The following is a 15,275-nucleotide window of genomic DNA, read 5'->3' as shown; positions in this document are numbered from 1 at the left end:
GGCTTATTCCGTCCTGATCCGCATCTCGACCCGGCGGTTGACCGGATCGTAGGGATCGGCGACGCGCGGGTGCGACTTGCCGAGACCAATCGCTTCCAGCCGGGTGGCCTGTACGCCGTTCGCGGTCAGGAATGCGGCAACCGATTTCGCCCTGCGCTGCGAAAGCTCCTGATTGTAGCGATCCGAACCCGAAGCATCGGTGTGGCCTTCCACAACGAAGCTGAACGAACTCAGCCGGTTGTCTTTCAGCGCCTTGGCGAACTCGTCGAGCTCGGTGCGCGCGGTCTGGTCGAGCTGGGCGGAATCCAGCGCGAAATTGATCATCATGTCGAGCCCGGTTTTGGTCGGGGCCGCGGTCTGGTCGTTCTTGCTCTTGCACTCTTCTTCAGTGCCGACGCAGATGCCGCGCGTCGCGCCGAGATTGCCCGCGCCGGTGAAGAACTTCACGATGTCTTCGGATTTCTGAAGCGGATCAGCGGAAACGTGCGTCGAAAAAAGCACGGCCGCCAATGCAAAGGCTGAACTGGCCCACCGCATGACCGTTACTCCCTGTTTGAGCGGATTTCGCTGCGGCGGACGATAGCAAATCTCGCGCCGATTGTCTGTGAACAAACACACGCTGCGTGCGCCCGTCATTTGCTAAAGCTAACGCTTGACCAGCGCCTCCGCCGGGGCTTCAGTATCCCTATTCCTAATAAGGGCGTGGCAGCCATGGCGAGGGGGCTCCGGTTCAGGACGGCGCGGGATCTCTTCAGCGCTTGCCCCGCCATCGCCCGGGACATGAAAGCGGTCCCGACAGACCAGCCCTCGATCGAGTTTTGCCGCGCGCTGCTCGCTGGACGCGTTCCGGAGGAGGCAATCACCTTCTGCGCCTATCTTCTGCCGGAGCGGGCCGCGATCTGGTGGGCGCATGAGTGCCTGAGCAACCTTGCCGAGCTCCTCGGCGACAGGGACCTCGAATTGCTGGCGCTCGTCGGCGACTGGGTCGGCGAACCCGGCAACCCCGACCATCGCGAGGCGGTGGCCCAGGCCGTTGAGGTGCCGCCCGCGACGCCGGTTTCCTGGATCGCTTTGGCAGCAGGCTGGCGCGACGGCGACTCGGGCGTCGATCAGGCGACAGCCGAATTTCCGACCGCCCATGCCGTCAGCGCGGGGATACTGGCAGGCCTTGCGCGGGTATCGCTCGCGGACCGGTTTACCGTGCTTTCAGCCTTCGTCGAAACGGGCATCGAGATGGCGGAGATGGAGGCGCAGCAGCAATCGGCCGATGCTTACTAGCCAAGCCTGCTCAAACCAGCCAAGCCTGCTCGAATGTCGGCGATCACGGATAGCCGCCTTGCGCCCCTTGGGGTCAACCTCCCCAGCCGCCGCCACCACCACCACTATTGCCGCCGCTACCGCCTCCGCCCATCGCTGGAATAACTGGAGGCGGAGCTTCAGTTGTTACCTCCGCCGGTTCGATCGGCTTCTTCGCGGTGACCTTCTTCTGCTTGATCACCTTTGGCGTGGTCGTTGTCCGAACGACTTTTTGCTTCGTCATCGGCTCCGATTCGACCTGGGGCGTCACGGCGGTGCACCCCGCGACAGCCAGAACTCCAGTTAGGAATGTTGCGATGATTGCCAGTTTCGATGCCCTGCCCACCATTGCCTCCTTGTTGATCAGAACAAGTCCCGACGCGGATTGGCTTGCTCCCAGACCGCTCTGGCCGTCTTGACCAGTTGAACGTCCAACGAGCCCTCCGCCGAAATCTTTGATTTGAGTTCCCCACGCAGCTGTTTCAGGGCCGCCGTTTTCGCTTTAGCTCCGAACTTCGCCAGCGTGGCCTTGGCATCTGGAATTTCGTTGCGAACATCGAGCGCCGCCGCGAAAGCAAGGTAACGTACGGCGAGAGGCTGGTCCGCCTTGTCGCCCCGCTGCAGTTCCAGAGCCGCGCGATCATATGCGGCCGACTGATCACCGCGGTCGGTCGCTACCTCGAAAAGGCGTTGCGCCTCAGCAAGGTCCTGCTGCACACCGACACCGTCCCTGTACATACGCGCCAAGCTGCCGGGAGCGTAGGGTTGGCCGAGATCCATGGATTTCTGGAAGAGTTCGAGCGCGCTCTTGGGATCCTTCTCAACTCCAGTGCCGGCGAGATAATTTCGGCCGAGCAGGTTCATCGAATACATGTCCTGCCGTTCGACGCCCGCTTTGAGGAAGGCCACGGCGCGAGCCGGATCGGCAGGTACGCCGTTACGACCTTCCGTAAAAATCGCGGCGAGGTCGTTCATGGCATAAGTGTGCCCCATCGCCGCCGCTTTGAGCAGCAGGTCCAGGCCCTTGGTGGCATCACGATCGACGCCATAGCCGTTGAACAAAGCGCGACCCCACGAGGTCATTCCATACGGATCGCCCTTGTCGGACGCTGCGGCATAGAAGGTATTGGCCTGCTTGCGATTGACGGGCATTCCCGTTCCCGTGGCGTTGAGATAGCCAAGCTCGAACACCGCCCGGACATGCCCCATGTCGGCAGCCTCCTGGATCGCCTTCTTGGCCTCGTCGACCTTGCCGGCAACAAGCAGCGCACGCCCGAGCTGGTAGCGGAAGCGGGCGACGTCGGGATAGGCTTTCACCGCTGCCCGGCAGACATCCACGGCGTTGCTGCTGATTTCGTTCGGCAGCAGGCCGGGGACGACGCCCTGCAGGTCGAGAGGCTCGCCGGCCTCCCTGTCACAGGCGTCGACGCTTGGCGACAGTTTCATCGTCGCCGGCTTCGACGGCGTGTTGTCGGCCCTTATTTCGAAGCCGACGCTCAGCGGCTTGACGGCGCCGATCTGGGGTTCGTAGCGCAAGTGGTCGACTTCATCGGCCATCAGGCTTGAATCCGGAGACAAGGTCCGGTCCGGCAGCGACAGCGTTCCCGTTGCCGGATAGCTTGCAAGCTTCACGCTGACGGTGGGATCCTTGGTCGGAAAAACGAGCTTCAGCGGCACAGGGCCGACACCGACCGGGACGGTTACGTCACGGTTCTCGATCGCCTCGGCGGCGCCGGTGATGTGAATGCCGCGCTCCAGCACCTGCTGCTCCTGCTCGGCCTCGAGCGAAGCCATGAGCTGCTGCCCTTCGGCCGCGTTCCCGTTCTTGACCCGAAACACCAGGATACCTTGGGATTGACCGCCCCAATTGTCATGCGTGGCATAGGCCAGCATGTCGACCTCTTCCTGCGCGCCGGATCCTTTCGGCACGTCCATCTTAAGACGCGGCAGATCCTTGCCCGCAATCGGCTGGCCGACAGCGACAGGCTTGCCGTCCAGCGTCAGGCGTCCAAGCGCCGGCGGCCTTTCGATGCTGACGGTGACCGCGCCGCCGTCGACATCGACCGGCTCCGGCAGGTCAAGCGCCACCGGTCCGACGCCCGACGGCACGACCTTTTCCAGCACCGGCGGCAGTGCCGGTCGACTGGCGCGGCGCATCAGCACCACCTCGTCGATCAGCGACGAATTCTCCCAAGGAACCTGCTTGCCATCGGTGGCTTTGACCACGTCGCGGCGAACCGCCGCCATCACCGTGCGGATCTCCTGGTTGGGCGCCAGCGCCCGGCGCGAGAAGGCGGACGAGAACGGGCTGAGATCATCCGCTCCGTCATAGGCGACGGCTCCCGGCTCGGTGGCGAAGGCAATCAGCGTGTTCAGCGAGCTCTTCACCTGCGCAAGTCCGGTGCCGCCCGCGGCAATCAGCTGGTCCCGCAACCAATAGTCCTTGCGCGGGAACGGATTGTTGCGGCAGGCATCGAGGATGATCACCTGGATCTTCGATTTCGCCCGCAGCTGCTCCAGCACGTCGTCGAGCTTGATCGCCTGGACCTCGATGTCGGCCGCGGCCTTGAGCGAGGCATCGACCGGGATGAGGAAATTCTCGCCGCCGATCTGAAAACCGTGGCCCGAATAGTAGACGACGGCGAGATCGGCACCGTCCGCCGCGGCGAGATAGTTTCGGAACTGCTCCTCGAACCGAAGCTTGGTGAGATCCTTGGCGACGAACACGTCGAAGCCGGCCAGGCGGAATGTGTTCGACACATCCTCGGCATCCTTGTCCGGGTTCTTGAGAGCCGGGATGTCGCGGTATTCGGAATTGCCGATCACAAAGGCGACCCTGCGCTCCGCATGAGCTTCGAAGGCCGTGAAGCTCACGAGAACCAGGGCTGCAAGGAACGCGCAGCATCGCAGCATGGCAAATCCTTAACTGCTATGACCTGTCGGCCACAGGAACGCAGCTTGCGGCGCCGAGGTCTGTTAAAGAGTTCACAATCTGCCGGGACCAGAGCAGACCGCATGCATAACGACAGCGGGCATGCGTCTCATCCAACCAAGTTCTAAATTACTCCAGAGACCTATTCACCGCAATGACAAGACGCGTTTGATCGCCGGATTGCGTCGCGGCCATCCAACTTCAGGTTCAGGGCTGGTGGGCGTTTGCGCTGCCTATGCCATCCGCGCGGCGTGCCACTTCAAATGATCGTCCATGAAGGTCGAGATGAAATTGTAGGAATGATCGTAGCCCTCCTGCATGCGCAGCGTCAGCGCGATGCCTGCCTTTTTGCACGCCTCTTCGAGAAGCCAGGGACGAAGACCATCCTGGAGGAAGCCGTCGGCGCTGCCCTGGTCGACGAGCAGTTCGCCGTAACGATGGCCGTCCTCAATGAGCAGCGTGGCGTCACAGGCGCGCCAGCTCTTTTCGTCTGATCCCAGATATTTTTCCAGCGCCGGCCGCGACCAGCCCGCCGTCGTCGGCTGCACGATCGGCGCGAAGGCCGAGCAGCTCCGGAAGCGCTCAGGGTTCTTCAGCGCGATGGTCAGCGCGCCGTGCCCGCCCATCGAATGGCCGAAGATCGACTGGCGCGAAATGTCGACCGGGAAATTGGCGGCGACGAGCGCCGGCAATTCCTCAGTGACGTAGGAGTACATGCGATAGTTCTTCGCGTAGGGCGCTTGCGTGGCATCGACGTAGAAGCCGGCGCCGCAGCCGAACTGCCAATTGTCCTTCTCATCGGGAACGTCCGGACCGCGCGGGCTGGTGTCGGGGCAGACGACGACGAGTCCAAGCTCGGCCGCCAGTCGCCGGTATTCGCCCTTGTCCATGACATTGGCATGGGTGCAGGTGAGCCCCGAGAGATACCACAAAACCGGCAAAGGCCCGTCCTTCGCCTGGGGTGGCACGAAGACGGCAAAGGTCATGTCGCAAGCGCAGACTTCCGACGCGTGCGAATAGACGCCCTGGATGCCGCCGTGCGATTTGGACGTGGAAAGGACGTTCATCGGTTCTGCCTTCTCGCCGGGAATGTCCGGCCCGACATAGCTGCCGGACCCGGCGCCCGCAACCTTGCACCTCGCCAAAACGGCGCAGATGCGCGATCGAACGGCGGAAGGGCGGACATTTCGAGCCGCTCTCGTTATGCGTCGCCTCCCAGGCGAGCGTTCGCGTGTTCTAGGGTCGGCAAGAGAACATCCGGGCCGGATCGCAAAAAGAAGTCTTTTCTGTCCTTTGCTTCGCCGAAACCGAAGCGGGGCGCTCGCTGGCAAGCGGGCAGGGAAAATTCGACGGGTTGTGAACGGAAGCTATCCGACGGTGCAATGCGGGTGGGGGTGCTCGCATTGCACCGGCGGCTCGGCAATCAGCGGATTGATGAGCAGATCGCGGTGCGCTGCCGCTCGCCGCATCGTCAAGCGATAAGCTGGTCGATCCTGATCGGCAGATCGCGGATGCGCTTGCCCGTCGCGTGGTAGACCGCGCTGGCAACGGCGGCGGCGGTGCCGACATTGCCGAGTTCGCCCAAGCCTTTGACGCCGGCCGGATTGACGGCGTGGTCTACCTCCGGGACCAGGATCACCTGCAGGTCCCTGATGTCGGCGTTGACCGGCACGAGGTAATCCTGCAGGTCGCGGTTGACGTAGCGGGCATAGCGCCTGTCGACCTCGGTCGCTTCATGCAGCGCCTGGCCGATGCCCCAGATCATGCCGCCCATCAGCTGGCTGCGCGCGGTGCGCGTGTTCATGATGCGGCCGGCCGCGAAAGCGCCGACGATGCGCGGCACACGGATTTCCCGAGTACAGCTGTTGATGCGAACTTCGACGAACTCCGCGCCGAAGGCGTATTTCACCGAGTCCTCGTCCTGATCGCCGCCATGGAATTCCGACTGACCGGCATAGAGTTTCTTCACTGCCTCAGGCGTCGCGCCTTTCGGGGCAAACTCGGCATATTCCTCGATCGCGCCAATTTGCATCGCCTTGAAGACGTCCTCGATCTTCGCGGACGCTCCGCCCCTGGCCGCAAGCTTGCCGCCGTCAAGGTCCAGTTCCTCGTTATGTGAGCCGGCAAGCGGGCCGCCTTCGGCCGTGGCTCCGGCGGAGAGCTTCGCCCGGATGGCATCGCAAGCCTTCAGAACCGCCGAGCAGACGCTTGCGGTGGAAATCGAACCACCTGAGACCGGGGCCGGAGGCAGGCTGCTGTCGCCCATTTCGACGGTCACCTTGTCGATCGAAACGCCAAGACGTTCCGAGGCCATCTGGGCGGCCACTGTCCGGACGCCGGTGCCGATCTCATGCGAGCCGCATTGCACCCGCACATCGCCATCCGACGTCAGGCGCACGCGCGCCGCGCATGGTGCCACCGCGGTGGGGTAGATGGCGGTGGCGCAGCCCATGCCGATCAGCCAGTCGCCGTCGCGCATCGCGCCGACCTTGGGGTCCCGCTTCGCCCAGCCGAAGGCATTGGCCGCCTGTTCATAGCATTGGATCAGCGAGCGGCTGGAGAAGGGCTTCTTGCCGATCGGTTCCGCCTTCGGCTCATTGATGCGGCGGAACTCGACCGGGTCCATGCCAAGCGCCACCGCCATCTCGTCCATCGCGTTTTCCAGCGCGTAGACGTAAGGTGTCTCGGGCGGCGAACGCATGTAGCCCGGCGTGTTGCGATCTGCCTGGACCAGCGACACATGCGTCAACACCGAGCCGTAGTCGTACATGCGGCCGGTCGCCGAAGTGCCGCCGACAACATAGGGATCAGGGCGCGATGTCACCTCCCATCCTTCGTGCGCGAAAGCGGTGATGCGGCCGTCCTCGCCGGCGCCGATCCGGATGCGGTGGCGGGTTTCGGCCCGGTAAGTCTGTGTGCCGAAAGCCTGCATGCGGCTCGTCACGCAGCGCACGGGACGCCCGAGACGTTTTGCGGCTACTGCGACGATGGCGGTGCGCGGCGTCATCGGTCCTTTTGAGCCGAAGGCGCCGCCGATGAAGGGACTGACGATGCGCACATTGGCCGGATCGATTTTCAATTCTCTCGCAAGTTCGGCCTTCCAGCCGGTGACGTTCTGGGACGGCTCGTGGACGATGAGCTGATCGCCCTGCCAAAATGCCGTCGTGGAGAACAGCTCGATCGGGTTGTGGTGCTGGGTGGGCGTTGAATACCGAGCGTCGATCCTGACCGCGGCGGCTGCATAGGCGGCGTCGAAATCGCCTGCTTTCACATCCTCCTTGAACAGCGGACTCTTGCCGGCGGCGGGAATGGTTTTGGTGCCGGGACTATCGAAACTCGCGGACGGCTTCTCTTCCTCGTAATCGGCGCGGATCAACTGGGCCGCCTCCTCCGCCGCCTCGAATGTCTCGGCAACGGCCAAGGCGATGATCTGGCCGTCGTGGAAAATCGTCCTGTCATGCAGCGGTCCGATCGAGGTCGCGCCGGCGTTGCCGAATTTCGGCTTCTCGACCTTGTCCATGTCGCCATAAGTGACGATGTCGAGAAGGCCGGGCACGGCACGGGCATCGTCCAGGTGAAGCTTCGTCACCCTGCCCTTGGCGATGCTGCTGGTGGCCAGCGCGCCATAGGCTAGGTTTGCCGTCGGCAGGTCTGCCGGATAGTGGGCTTGCCCGGTGACTTTCAGCCGCGCATCGACGCGCGGCAGCGGTTCGCCCATGTTCTCCTTGGGCTTCGGAGCGGCTGGGTCCATGGTCACACCTTCATGTCTCGCGTTTCGAGCAGCGCGCGCACCAGCGTCCGCTTGCCGAGCTCGATCTTGAACGCATTGTGCTGGCGCGGTTCGGCACCGGCAAAGGCAGCGTCCGCCGCCGCACCTGCCGATGCCTCGTCGAGCTTCTTGCCCTGCAGGGCCGCTTCGGCCTCGCCGGCGCGCCACGGCACCGTCGCCAGCCCGCCGAGCGCAATCCTTGCCTCGCGGACGCTGTCGCCGTCGAGGTCGAGCGCAACGGCCGCCGAGGCCAGCGCAAAGGCATAAGACTCGCGGTCGCGGATCTTCAGGTAGCGCGAGCGCCGGGCCCACGGTAAGGCAGGCACCTCGATGGCGGTGATGATCTCGTCCGCCGCCAGATCCGTCTCGATATGCGGCGTGTCGCGGGGCAGCCGATGCAGCCTGGCAAAGGGAATTTCGCGCGCTCCGCGAGACCCCTCGGCTCGAATAACGGCATCGAGCGCAATCAGAGCCTGGGCAAAGTCGCCGTGATAGGTGGCAATGCAGGCATCGCTGGCGCCCAGCACCGCGTGCTGGCGGTTGAAGCCTTCCATCGCCGCGCAGCCCGAACCCGGCACCCGCTTGTTGCAGGCCCAGGAGGGCTCGCGGAAGTATTCGCAGCGCGTTCGCTGCAGCATGTTGCCGGCAAGGCTCGCCGTGTTGCGGATCTGGCCGCTTGCCGCCAGCCGCAAACTTTCGGCAATGACGGGATAGCGGCGTTTGACTTCGCCATGGTCGGCAGCCTCGCCCATCCGCACCAGGGCGCCGAAGCGCACGCCGTCGTCGGTAACCCTGATCTGCCTCAGCCCTGGCTCTTCGAGCCGGTTGAGGTCCAGCAGCCGGTTGGGCGCCGCCACCCCAAGTTTCATATAGTCTGCAAGATTGGTGCCGCCTGCGATGAACTGCGCGTTCGCCCGTGTCGGCTGGTCGTCCTCGGTGGTAAAGCGGGATGCGATGGCGACCGCGGCGGAGACATCTGTCGGCCGTTCATAGATGAAGGGGCGCATCGTCAGGTTCCTCTCGCCTGATCGCGCGCCTGGACGACCGCGGCGACGATGTTCGGGTAGGCCGCACAGCGGCAGATATTGCCGCTCATGTATTCGCGGATGTCGTCCTCGGAGTTGGCGTGGCCTTCGTTGACGCAGCCGATGGCCGACATGATCTGACCCGGCGTGCAGTAGCCGCACTGGAACGCGTCGTGGTCGATGAAGGCCTGCTGCATCGGATGCAGCTTGCCGTCGCTCGAGGCAAGCCCTTCGACGGTCGTCACCTCCTTGCCGTCGTTCATCACGGCGAAGCTCAAGCAGGAGAGCACGCGCTTTCCGTCCACCAGAACGGTGCAGGCGCCGCACTGCCCATGGTCGCAACCTTTTTTCGTGCCGGTAAGGCCGACATGGTCCCGCAGGGCGTCAAGCAGGCTGGTCCTGGCATCCAGCGAAAGCTCGTAAGGCTGCTTGTTGATGCGCAAGGACACCGCGACCTTTTCCCTCAAGCCGGAACGGGTCGCGGCCGGTTTTGCCGCTCTCGTTGGGGAGCTGAGCAAGGGCGCCACCGCGGCGGCTGAGACAGTAGCTGTCATGAAGCTTCGCCGGCTGAGGCCGGTCGCGCTTGGCGCAAAAATTCGGGACATGGCTCGCTCCCAGGCTGGCTGTCATCGGGGCTGGCTATGGGGCGCTAACCTCTCAACGGGGGCATTGTTCCGAATTTTGCAGGCGAAGGCCCGGAAGCTCACGCGACTGTGACAGCATCGACGGAAGTCGGAGGCAGAGCACGCCGGGACAGCAGAGGAACGTTCCGCGCAAGGGAGGTTGACTGCCACGCGGCGGTGCGCACCGGCGCTGCGCAAGCTCGCACAACCGATCGAAAGTCACACCGGTAGATACCAATTCCCCAGTTCGAACCGTAGCTGAGCAATAAGGCTAACAGGCCCTGCCCAACGACAGGAGGGGTGGCTTCGAGCAGGGCATGGGAGCGGGGCTCTGGTTCAATGCTGCGGTCCTTGCGCCACCAGATGGAAGCTGTATCGGTCGCGCACGAACTCGTTGAAGCACCGGCCCTTGGACCGAGCAGCCTTGAATGCCGCGTGGGTCTCTGGCTCAACCTGCTCATAGTCATTAGCGGTCGCCGCTCGGGACAAACCATACCGAAAGGATCTTCGTCGCCGGGTCGTAATAGATGTTCCGGATGGCGGTGGAAGGCATGACGAGCGCCCCGTTGGCCAATGCGTAATTCCCGGAGCTGTCAATGGGTTCCGTCGCACCGGCTGCCGACGGATCAGGGCCTTGCGAGACCTGCCGAATTGCCTATCTGAGGTTTATGCCGTCAACGAAATCGAGCGCCACGGCGCAAGTCCGCCAAGGAGATCTTTTCGGTGTCCCGAACAGCCTGCCGCAAGGATTCCGCTACCGGCCGGAGCTGATCACGCGCAACGAAGAAAGCGCGTTGGTGCGCTGCATCGAAGGCCTGCCGTTCAAGCCCTTCGACTTCCACGGCCATCTAGCCAACAGGCAGGTTGTCGGCTTCGGGCTGCGTTACGACTACGACCGCCGCGAGGTCGTGGAAGCACCGGCCATACCCGACTTCCTGCTGCCGCTTCGCGACAAGGTCGCCGACTTCGCCGGTCGGCCCGCGTCGGAGTTCTCGCAGGTGCTGATCAACGAATACCGGCCTGGCGCGGGCATCGGCTGGCATCGCGACAAGCCCCATTTCGAGCTCGTCGCAGGCGTCTCCCTGCTGGCATCCTGCAGTTTCCGGCTGCGCCGCAGGAACGGCGCGACATGGGACCGGCAGACGATCGAGGTCGAGCCGAGATCCGCCTATCTCATGGCCGGTCCGGCGCGCAACGAATGGGAGCACAGCATTCCGCCGCTCGCAGAACACCGCTACTCGGTCACATTTCGGACCTTGCGACCCACGCTGTAAGTCCGACGTTCTGCCAGGCCGATATTCCAAGTCGCCCAATCAGGGGTCGAGCCATGGCGTGGTGTCCTCCACAGCCGTGCCGGCCTTTGCCGGATCGGACGGACGGCGCGCGACGAAGCCGCCGAAACCAGCTTGCGCCTGCAGCTTTTCGCCCGCGATCAGCGGCTCACCACGCAGCAGCACGGTGATCGGCTTGCCCGTCACCGCCTTGCCTTCGTAAGGCGAAAAGTCGACGCGCGAGTGCAGCATTTCGTGGCCGATGGTCCACTTGCGTGCCGGGTCCCAGAGCGCGAGATCAGCGTCCAGGCCGGGGGCGATGCGACCCTTGCGGTGGTCGAGACCGTAGATCGCGGCGGCATTGCGCGAGGTCAGATCCAGATATCGCTGCAGCGAAAGGCGCCCCGTCAGCAGCCCTTCGGAAAACAGCAGCGGCAGCCTGGTTTCCAGGCCCGGAATACCGCTCAATGTCGTGGTGAAACCTGGCTCCGGCGCCTTGCCGATCTTGTCGGCGAAATAATAGGGCGAATGATCGGACGACCAGAGGTCGATGCCGCCGTCCGCCAGCAGCCGCCAGAGATGCTCGCGGCTATGCGGCGTGCGCGGCGGCGGCGAAAAGACGAAGCGGGCGGCGTCCTTGCCTGGGCGGGCGAGGTCCGCGGCACCGAGGAAGATGTATTGCGGGCAGGTTTCGGCCGCGACGTCGACGCCGCGCTGACGCGCCCGCGCGACTTCCTCGGCGGACTGCCGCGACGACACATGGACGATGGTCATACGGGCGCCGGTCATCTCCGCCAGCGCCAGAGCCCGATGGGTCGCCTCGCGCTCCATGATCTCGCTGTGCGCCACGGCGTGATAGCGCATCTCGGTGCGGCCAAGCTCGATCAGCCGCTGCCGCGTGCGCCGAATGGCGGCATCGTTCTCGGCATGAACCATGACGATCCAGCCGAGCTTCCTCGCCGTATCGAGCACGGTGAAGAACAGGTCGTCGTCGACCGCGAAGCCCTGGTAGGTCATGAAAAGCTTGACCGAAGCAATGCCTTGCCCGGCCAATTGGCTAAGTTGTGCCTCGACGTTGGCGCCGGTCCCCATCGTCACCACCGCATGGAGGCCGTAGTCGATGATGGAACGGCCGGCCGCGCAGCCCATCGCCCGTTCGAGCGCATCCACCGTGGTCATATTTGGACCCGGCATGCCGAAGGGCACGATGCAGGTCGTGCCGCCGAATGCGGCCGAGATGGAGCCCGATTCAAAATCGTCGGCGTTACCGGCCCCGCCCCAAACAGGCTGGTCGAGATGGCAGTGGGCATCGATGCCGCCAGGCATCACCCACAGGCCCGCGGCGTCAATGGTTTGCCCACCTTGCAGGCCTGAATCGATCGCCGCAATGCGGCCGTCATCGATGCCGACGTCGCAATCCCGCCAACCGTCATCCAAAGCGACCCTACCGCCTTTTACGACCAGCTGATGCGAGCGCCGCGCCATTCGTGCCGCTCACGCCGCTGTGCTGTTGCGGGTCACCGGGCAGGCAAGCACCGGTCAGGCCCTCAGCCGCTTGCCATCGGGATCGAAGGGCGGCCTCTCGAGCAACACGGCATTGTGCGGCCGGCCGAGGATCGCGACGGTGACGGCATCGCCGGATTTCACCGAGCCCGCCTTCACATAGCCGAGCGCCAGCGACATGCCGACATGATAGCCGTAGGCGCCAGACGTGACCTGGCCGACCGGCGTGCCATCGGGAAGGAAGATCGGCTCGCCGCCCGTGGCGTCGGCATCCTTCGCCTCGATCGAGATCATGATCAGCTCGTCGCGGGCCGGCTTCGATGCCAGCGCGGCGTAGGCGTCGCGGTTGAGGAAGTCGCCCTTATCCATCTTGATCAGGCGGTCGAACTTGACCTCCTGCGGCCAGTATTCGGGCGAGTATTCGCGGCCCCAGCTGCCATAGCCCTTCTCGACCCTTAGCGACATCAGCGCGCGCGAGCCGACCGGCCCGCCGCCTTCCTGACGCGCCGCGTCGAGCAGGGCGTTGTAAAGAGCGGTCTGGTCCTTCTCCTCGCAATAGAGCTCCCAGCCGAGATCGCCGGTGAAGGAGACGCGCAGCGCAATGACATCGAGGCCGGCAACGGTGATGCGGCGCGAGGCCATGAAGGGGAACGACGCCGTCGTCAAATCGTCATTGGTCAAGCGCTGCAGCACCGCGCGCGACTTCGGCCCGGCGACGTTGAAGCCGCACATGTTCTCGGTGAGCGAACGGAACGTCGTGCCCTCCGGCAAGGGCAGCATCTTGAAGAAACGCTGATGATAGCGCTCCGCCATGCCGGAGCCGAAGACGCGATACTCGTCCTCCGCCAGCTTGGTGACGGTGAAGTCGCCGGCGATGCCGCCGCGCTTGCCGATCAGCGGCGTCAGGCAGGATCGTCCGACCCGCGAGGGAATCTTGTTGGCGAAAAGCGCGTTCAGCCAGGCCTCGGCGCCCGGCCCCTTCACCTCGTATTTGGCGAAGTTGGAGATGTCGATGATGCCGACATGGTCGCGCAGCATGCGCGCCTCGCGGCCGACAGGGTGCCACCAGTTCTGCCTGGTGAAGCCGATCGTCTCCTCGCGCGGCTCGCCGTCGATCGAGAACCACAGCGGATGCTCCCAGCCGAAGTTCAGGCCGAACACCGCGCCGTTTTCCTTCTGCATGGAATAGGCCGGCCGTGTGCGCACCGGCCGTCCAGCGGCGCGCTCCTCGTTTGGGAAATGGATCTTGAAGCGATGGCTGTACTGGTCCTGCACGCGCGCCTTGACGAATGCCTTGCCCGCCCAGTGGCCGAAGCGGGCGAGATCCCAGCCGAACATGTCGAGCGTCGGCTCGCCCTCGATCATCCACTCGGCCGCCAGGCGCCCGAGGCCGCCGGATTGCGAAAAGCCCGGAATGATGCCGGCGCAGCAGAAATAGTTGCGCAGCTCCGGCACCGGGCCGAACAGCGCGGCGCTGTCCGGCGACCAGATCATCGGTCCGTTGATCACCGTCTTGACGCCGGCAGCGCCGACCGCCGGCACGCGGGCGATCGCGCGCATCATGTTCTCCTCGATGCGTTCCAGATCGTCCGGGAACAGCTCGTGGCCGAAATCCTGCGGCGTCCCGTCCTCGGCCCAGAATTTCATCGCCCGCTCATAGGCGCCGATCAGCAGGCCGAGGCCCTCCTGACGCAGGTAATATTCGCCATCGCGGTCGGCGACCGAAGGCAGACGCCGGCCCATCGAGGCGATCTCTGGGATGGTCTCGGTGACGAAATACTGGTGCTCGGTCGGTATGAGGGGCAGCGCCAACCCGGCCATCGCGCCGACCTCACGCGCCCACAGTCCGGCGGCGTTCACCACCCATTGCGTGCGGACGTCGCCCTTGGTGGTGCGCACGATCCAGCTGCCGTCCGGCTGCTGCTCCGTTCCGGTCACCGCGGTGAAGCGGTGGATTTCGGCGCCACGCTGGCGCGCGCCGGCCGCGTAGGCGGCCGTCACGCCCGAAGGATCGACATTGCCGCCTTCGGGTTCGTACATGATGCAGCGTATGCCGTCGAAGTCGACGAGCGGGTGCAGCCGCTCGGCCTCCGCGCGGTCGACCTCGTAGAAGTTCATCTTGTAGCGGCGCGCTTTGGCTTCCTGCAGCCGGAGCTGATGTTCACGCGCCTCGGTCTGGGCGAGATAAAGCGATCCCGGCTGGAAGATGCCGCAGCCCTGACCAGTCTCCTTCTCCAGCTCCTTGTAGAGCGCCATGGTGTAATGCTGCAGGCGGCTGATATTGGTCGAGTCGTGCAAGCCGTGAATGTTGGCCGCAGCATGCCAGGTCGAGCCCGAGGTGAGCTCGTCGCGCTCGAACAGCACGACATCGCTCCAGCCGTGCTTGGTCAGATGATAGAGGATCGAGCATCCGATCAGGCCGCCGCCGATCACAACAGCCTGGGCATGAGTCCGCATTTACGTGTTCCTTGTGGCTGTGTGCCGGAGCCGGACGGCCGGGCGACGGGCCGGATAACAACAGGGGTCCGTGCTGGCTCTTGTGCCGACAACATGACCCCACTTTTTCGAACGCCGGCAATGTAGAAAGCTCGGGAAACGACTGTAAAGCCTGCTATTGGGGCTGGCTGCTGCTTTTCGGGGCAGTTAAGAGCAAAAAAAACGAGGTCATAGCCACATCAATCTTCGTTTGTAGGCATAGAGGCCGGGTGTAGCTTTTGGCGGGGAATTGAGCAGCCGCGACCAGCGGCGCCACCAATGGGAGCCACCCGCCATGGACCTGCATTCCGAGCGCGGATACAGACCGGTCAGACCGGCATGCCTCTCGTCGTCCATGCGTCTTGACGGTCCGGCGGCGCG

The 15,275-nt window shown here is 64.2% G+C and carries 12 protein-coding genes; 2 read left to right on the top strand and 10 right to left on the bottom strand.

Annotated features, from left to right (window positions below):
* Window positions 1-3: 3 nt before the first annotated feature.
* Complete coding sequence (locus tag P9228_RS07340) at window positions 4-537, bottom strand: OmpA family protein (RefSeq protein ID WP_179293662.1); 534 nt, start codon at window positions 535-537, stop codon at window positions 4-6.
* 174 nt (window positions 538-711) lie between these two features.
* On the opposite strand from P9228_RS07340, the gene P9228_RS07335 reads away from it, so the two are divergent.
* Window positions 712-1,278 carry a hypothetical protein gene (locus P9228_RS07335; protein ID WP_278052858.1) on the top strand — a complete coding sequence of 189 codons (567 nt, stop codon included), beginning with the start codon at window positions 712-714 and terminating at the stop codon, window positions 1,276-1,278.
* A 73-nt stretch (window positions 1,279-1,351) separates the two neighbouring features.
* Here the strand turns inward: P9228_RS07335 and P9228_RS07330 are convergent, their stop codons facing one another.
* The 7 genes from P9228_RS07330 to P9228_RS07300 form a co-directional block, all read right to left on the bottom strand.
* Window positions 1,352-1,645 (bottom strand): hypothetical protein, encoded by a 294-nt coding sequence (locus tag P9228_RS07330; RefSeq protein ID WP_278052857.1) that lies wholly within the window; start codon window positions 1,643-1,645, stop codon window positions 1,352-1,354.
* A gap of 14 nt (window positions 1,646-1,659) precedes the next feature.
* A complete protein-coding gene (locus tag P9228_RS07325; protein ID WP_278052856.1) occupies window positions 1,660-4,209 on the bottom strand; it encodes a caspase family protein in 2,550 nt (849 codons plus the stop codon).
* A gap of 252 nt (window positions 4,210-4,461) precedes the next feature.
* Complete coding sequence (gene fghA / locus P9228_RS07320) at window positions 4,462-5,295, bottom strand: S-formylglutathione hydrolase (RefSeq protein ID WP_278052855.1); 834 nt, start codon at window positions 5,293-5,295, stop codon at window positions 4,462-4,464.
* A 404-nt stretch (window positions 5,296-5,699) separates the two neighbouring features.
* Complete coding sequence (locus P9228_RS07315; protein WP_278052854.1) at window positions 5,700-7,979, bottom strand: xanthine dehydrogenase family protein molybdopterin-binding subunit; 2,280 nt, start codon at window positions 7,977-7,979, stop codon at window positions 5,700-5,702.
* A 2-nt stretch (window positions 7,980-7,981) separates the two neighbouring features.
* Window positions 7,982-9,004: a xanthine dehydrogenase family protein subunit M gene (locus P9228_RS07310; protein WP_278052853.1), complete on the bottom strand. Its 1,023-nt coding sequence runs from the start codon at window positions 9,002-9,004 to the stop codon at window positions 7,982-7,984.
* A 2-nt stretch (window positions 9,005-9,006) separates the two neighbouring features.
* The gene (locus tag P9228_RS07305) at window positions 9,007-9,576 is read right to left on the bottom strand and encodes a (2Fe-2S)-binding protein (RefSeq protein WP_278052852.1); all 570 of its coding nucleotides are present in this window, start codon (window positions 9,574-9,576) and stop codon (window positions 9,007-9,009) included.
* 405 nt (window positions 9,577-9,981) lie between these two features.
* Window positions 9,982-10,257 carry a KTSC domain-containing protein gene (locus P9228_RS07300; RefSeq protein WP_278052851.1) on the bottom strand — a complete coding sequence of 92 codons (276 nt, stop codon included), beginning with the start codon at window positions 10,255-10,257 and terminating at the stop codon, window positions 9,982-9,984.
* Between the two features lie 56 nt (window positions 10,258-10,313).
* Here P9228_RS07300 and P9228_RS07295 point away from each other — a divergent pair, with 56 nt between their 5' ends.
* Window positions 10,314-10,919, top strand: a complete 606-nt coding sequence (locus P9228_RS07295; RefSeq protein ID WP_278052898.1) for an alpha-ketoglutarate-dependent dioxygenase AlkB — start codon at window positions 10,314-10,316, stop codon at window positions 10,917-10,919.
* A gap of 39 nt (window positions 10,920-10,958) precedes the next feature.
* Here P9228_RS07295 and hydA read toward each other — a convergent pair whose 3' ends face one another.
* Both hydA and P9228_RS07285 read right to left on the bottom strand, forming a co-directional pair.
* Entirely contained in the window at window positions 10,959-12,401 is a 1,443-nt protein-coding gene (hydA, locus tag P9228_RS07290) for a dihydropyrimidinase (RefSeq protein WP_278052850.1), read from the bottom strand.
* A 54-nt stretch (window positions 12,402-12,455) separates the two neighbouring features.
* Window positions 12,456-14,876 (bottom strand): FAD-dependent oxidoreductase, encoded by a 2,421-nt coding sequence (locus P9228_RS07285; protein ID WP_278052849.1) that lies wholly within the window; start codon window positions 14,874-14,876, stop codon window positions 12,456-12,458.
* Window positions 14,877-15,275 lie beyond the last annotated feature (399 nt).

This window comes from Mesorhizobium sp. WSM4898 (genome assembly GCF_029625845.1).
Classification (GTDB): Bacteria; Pseudomonadota; Alphaproteobacteria; order Rhizobiales; family Rhizobiaceae; genus Mesorhizobium.
Note: the sequence above shows the minus strand (reverse complement) of the source record. Positions and strands in the feature narration are given on the sequence as shown.

Coding starts and splice junctions, on each gene's coding strand:
- P9228_RS07305 (WP_278052852.1), bottom strand. CDS start 9,576: ATGACAGCTACTGTCTCAGCCGCCGCGGTGGCGCCCTTGCTCAGCTCC.
- P9228_RS07340 (WP_179293662.1), bottom strand. CDS start 537: ATGCGGTGGGCCAGTTCAGCCTTTGCATTGGCGGCCGTGCTTTTTTCG.
- P9228_RS07335 (WP_278052858.1), top strand. CDS start 712: ATGGCGAGGGGGCTCCGGTTCAGGACGGCGCGGGATCTCTTCAGCGCT.
- P9228_RS07315 (WP_278052854.1), bottom strand. CDS start 7,979: ATGGACCCAGCCGCTCCGAAGCCCAAGGAGAACATGGGCGAACCGCTG.
- P9228_RS07285 (WP_278052849.1), bottom strand. CDS start 14,876: ATGCGGACTCATGCCCAGGCTGTTGTGATCGGCGGCGGCCTGATCGGA.
- P9228_RS07325 (WP_278052856.1), bottom strand. CDS start 4,209: ATGCTGCGATGCTGCGCGTTCCTTGCAGCCCTGGTTCTCGTGAGCTTC.
- P9228_RS07330 (WP_278052857.1), bottom strand. CDS start 1,645: ATGGTGGGCAGGGCATCGAAACTGGCAATCATCGCAACATTCCTAACT.
- fghA (WP_278052855.1), bottom strand. CDS start 5,295: ATGAACGTCCTTTCCACGTCCAAATCGCACGGCGGCATCCAGGGCGTC.
- P9228_RS07310 (WP_278052853.1), bottom strand. CDS start 9,004: ATGCGCCCCTTCATCTATGAACGGCCGACAGATGTCTCCGCCGCGGTC.
- hydA (WP_278052850.1), bottom strand. CDS start 12,401: ATGGCGCGGCGCTCGCATCAGCTGGTCGTAAAAGGCGGTAGGGTCGCT.
- P9228_RS07295 (WP_278052898.1), top strand. CDS start 10,314: ATGCCGTCAACGAAATCGAGCGCCACGGCGCAAGTCCGCCAAGGAGAT.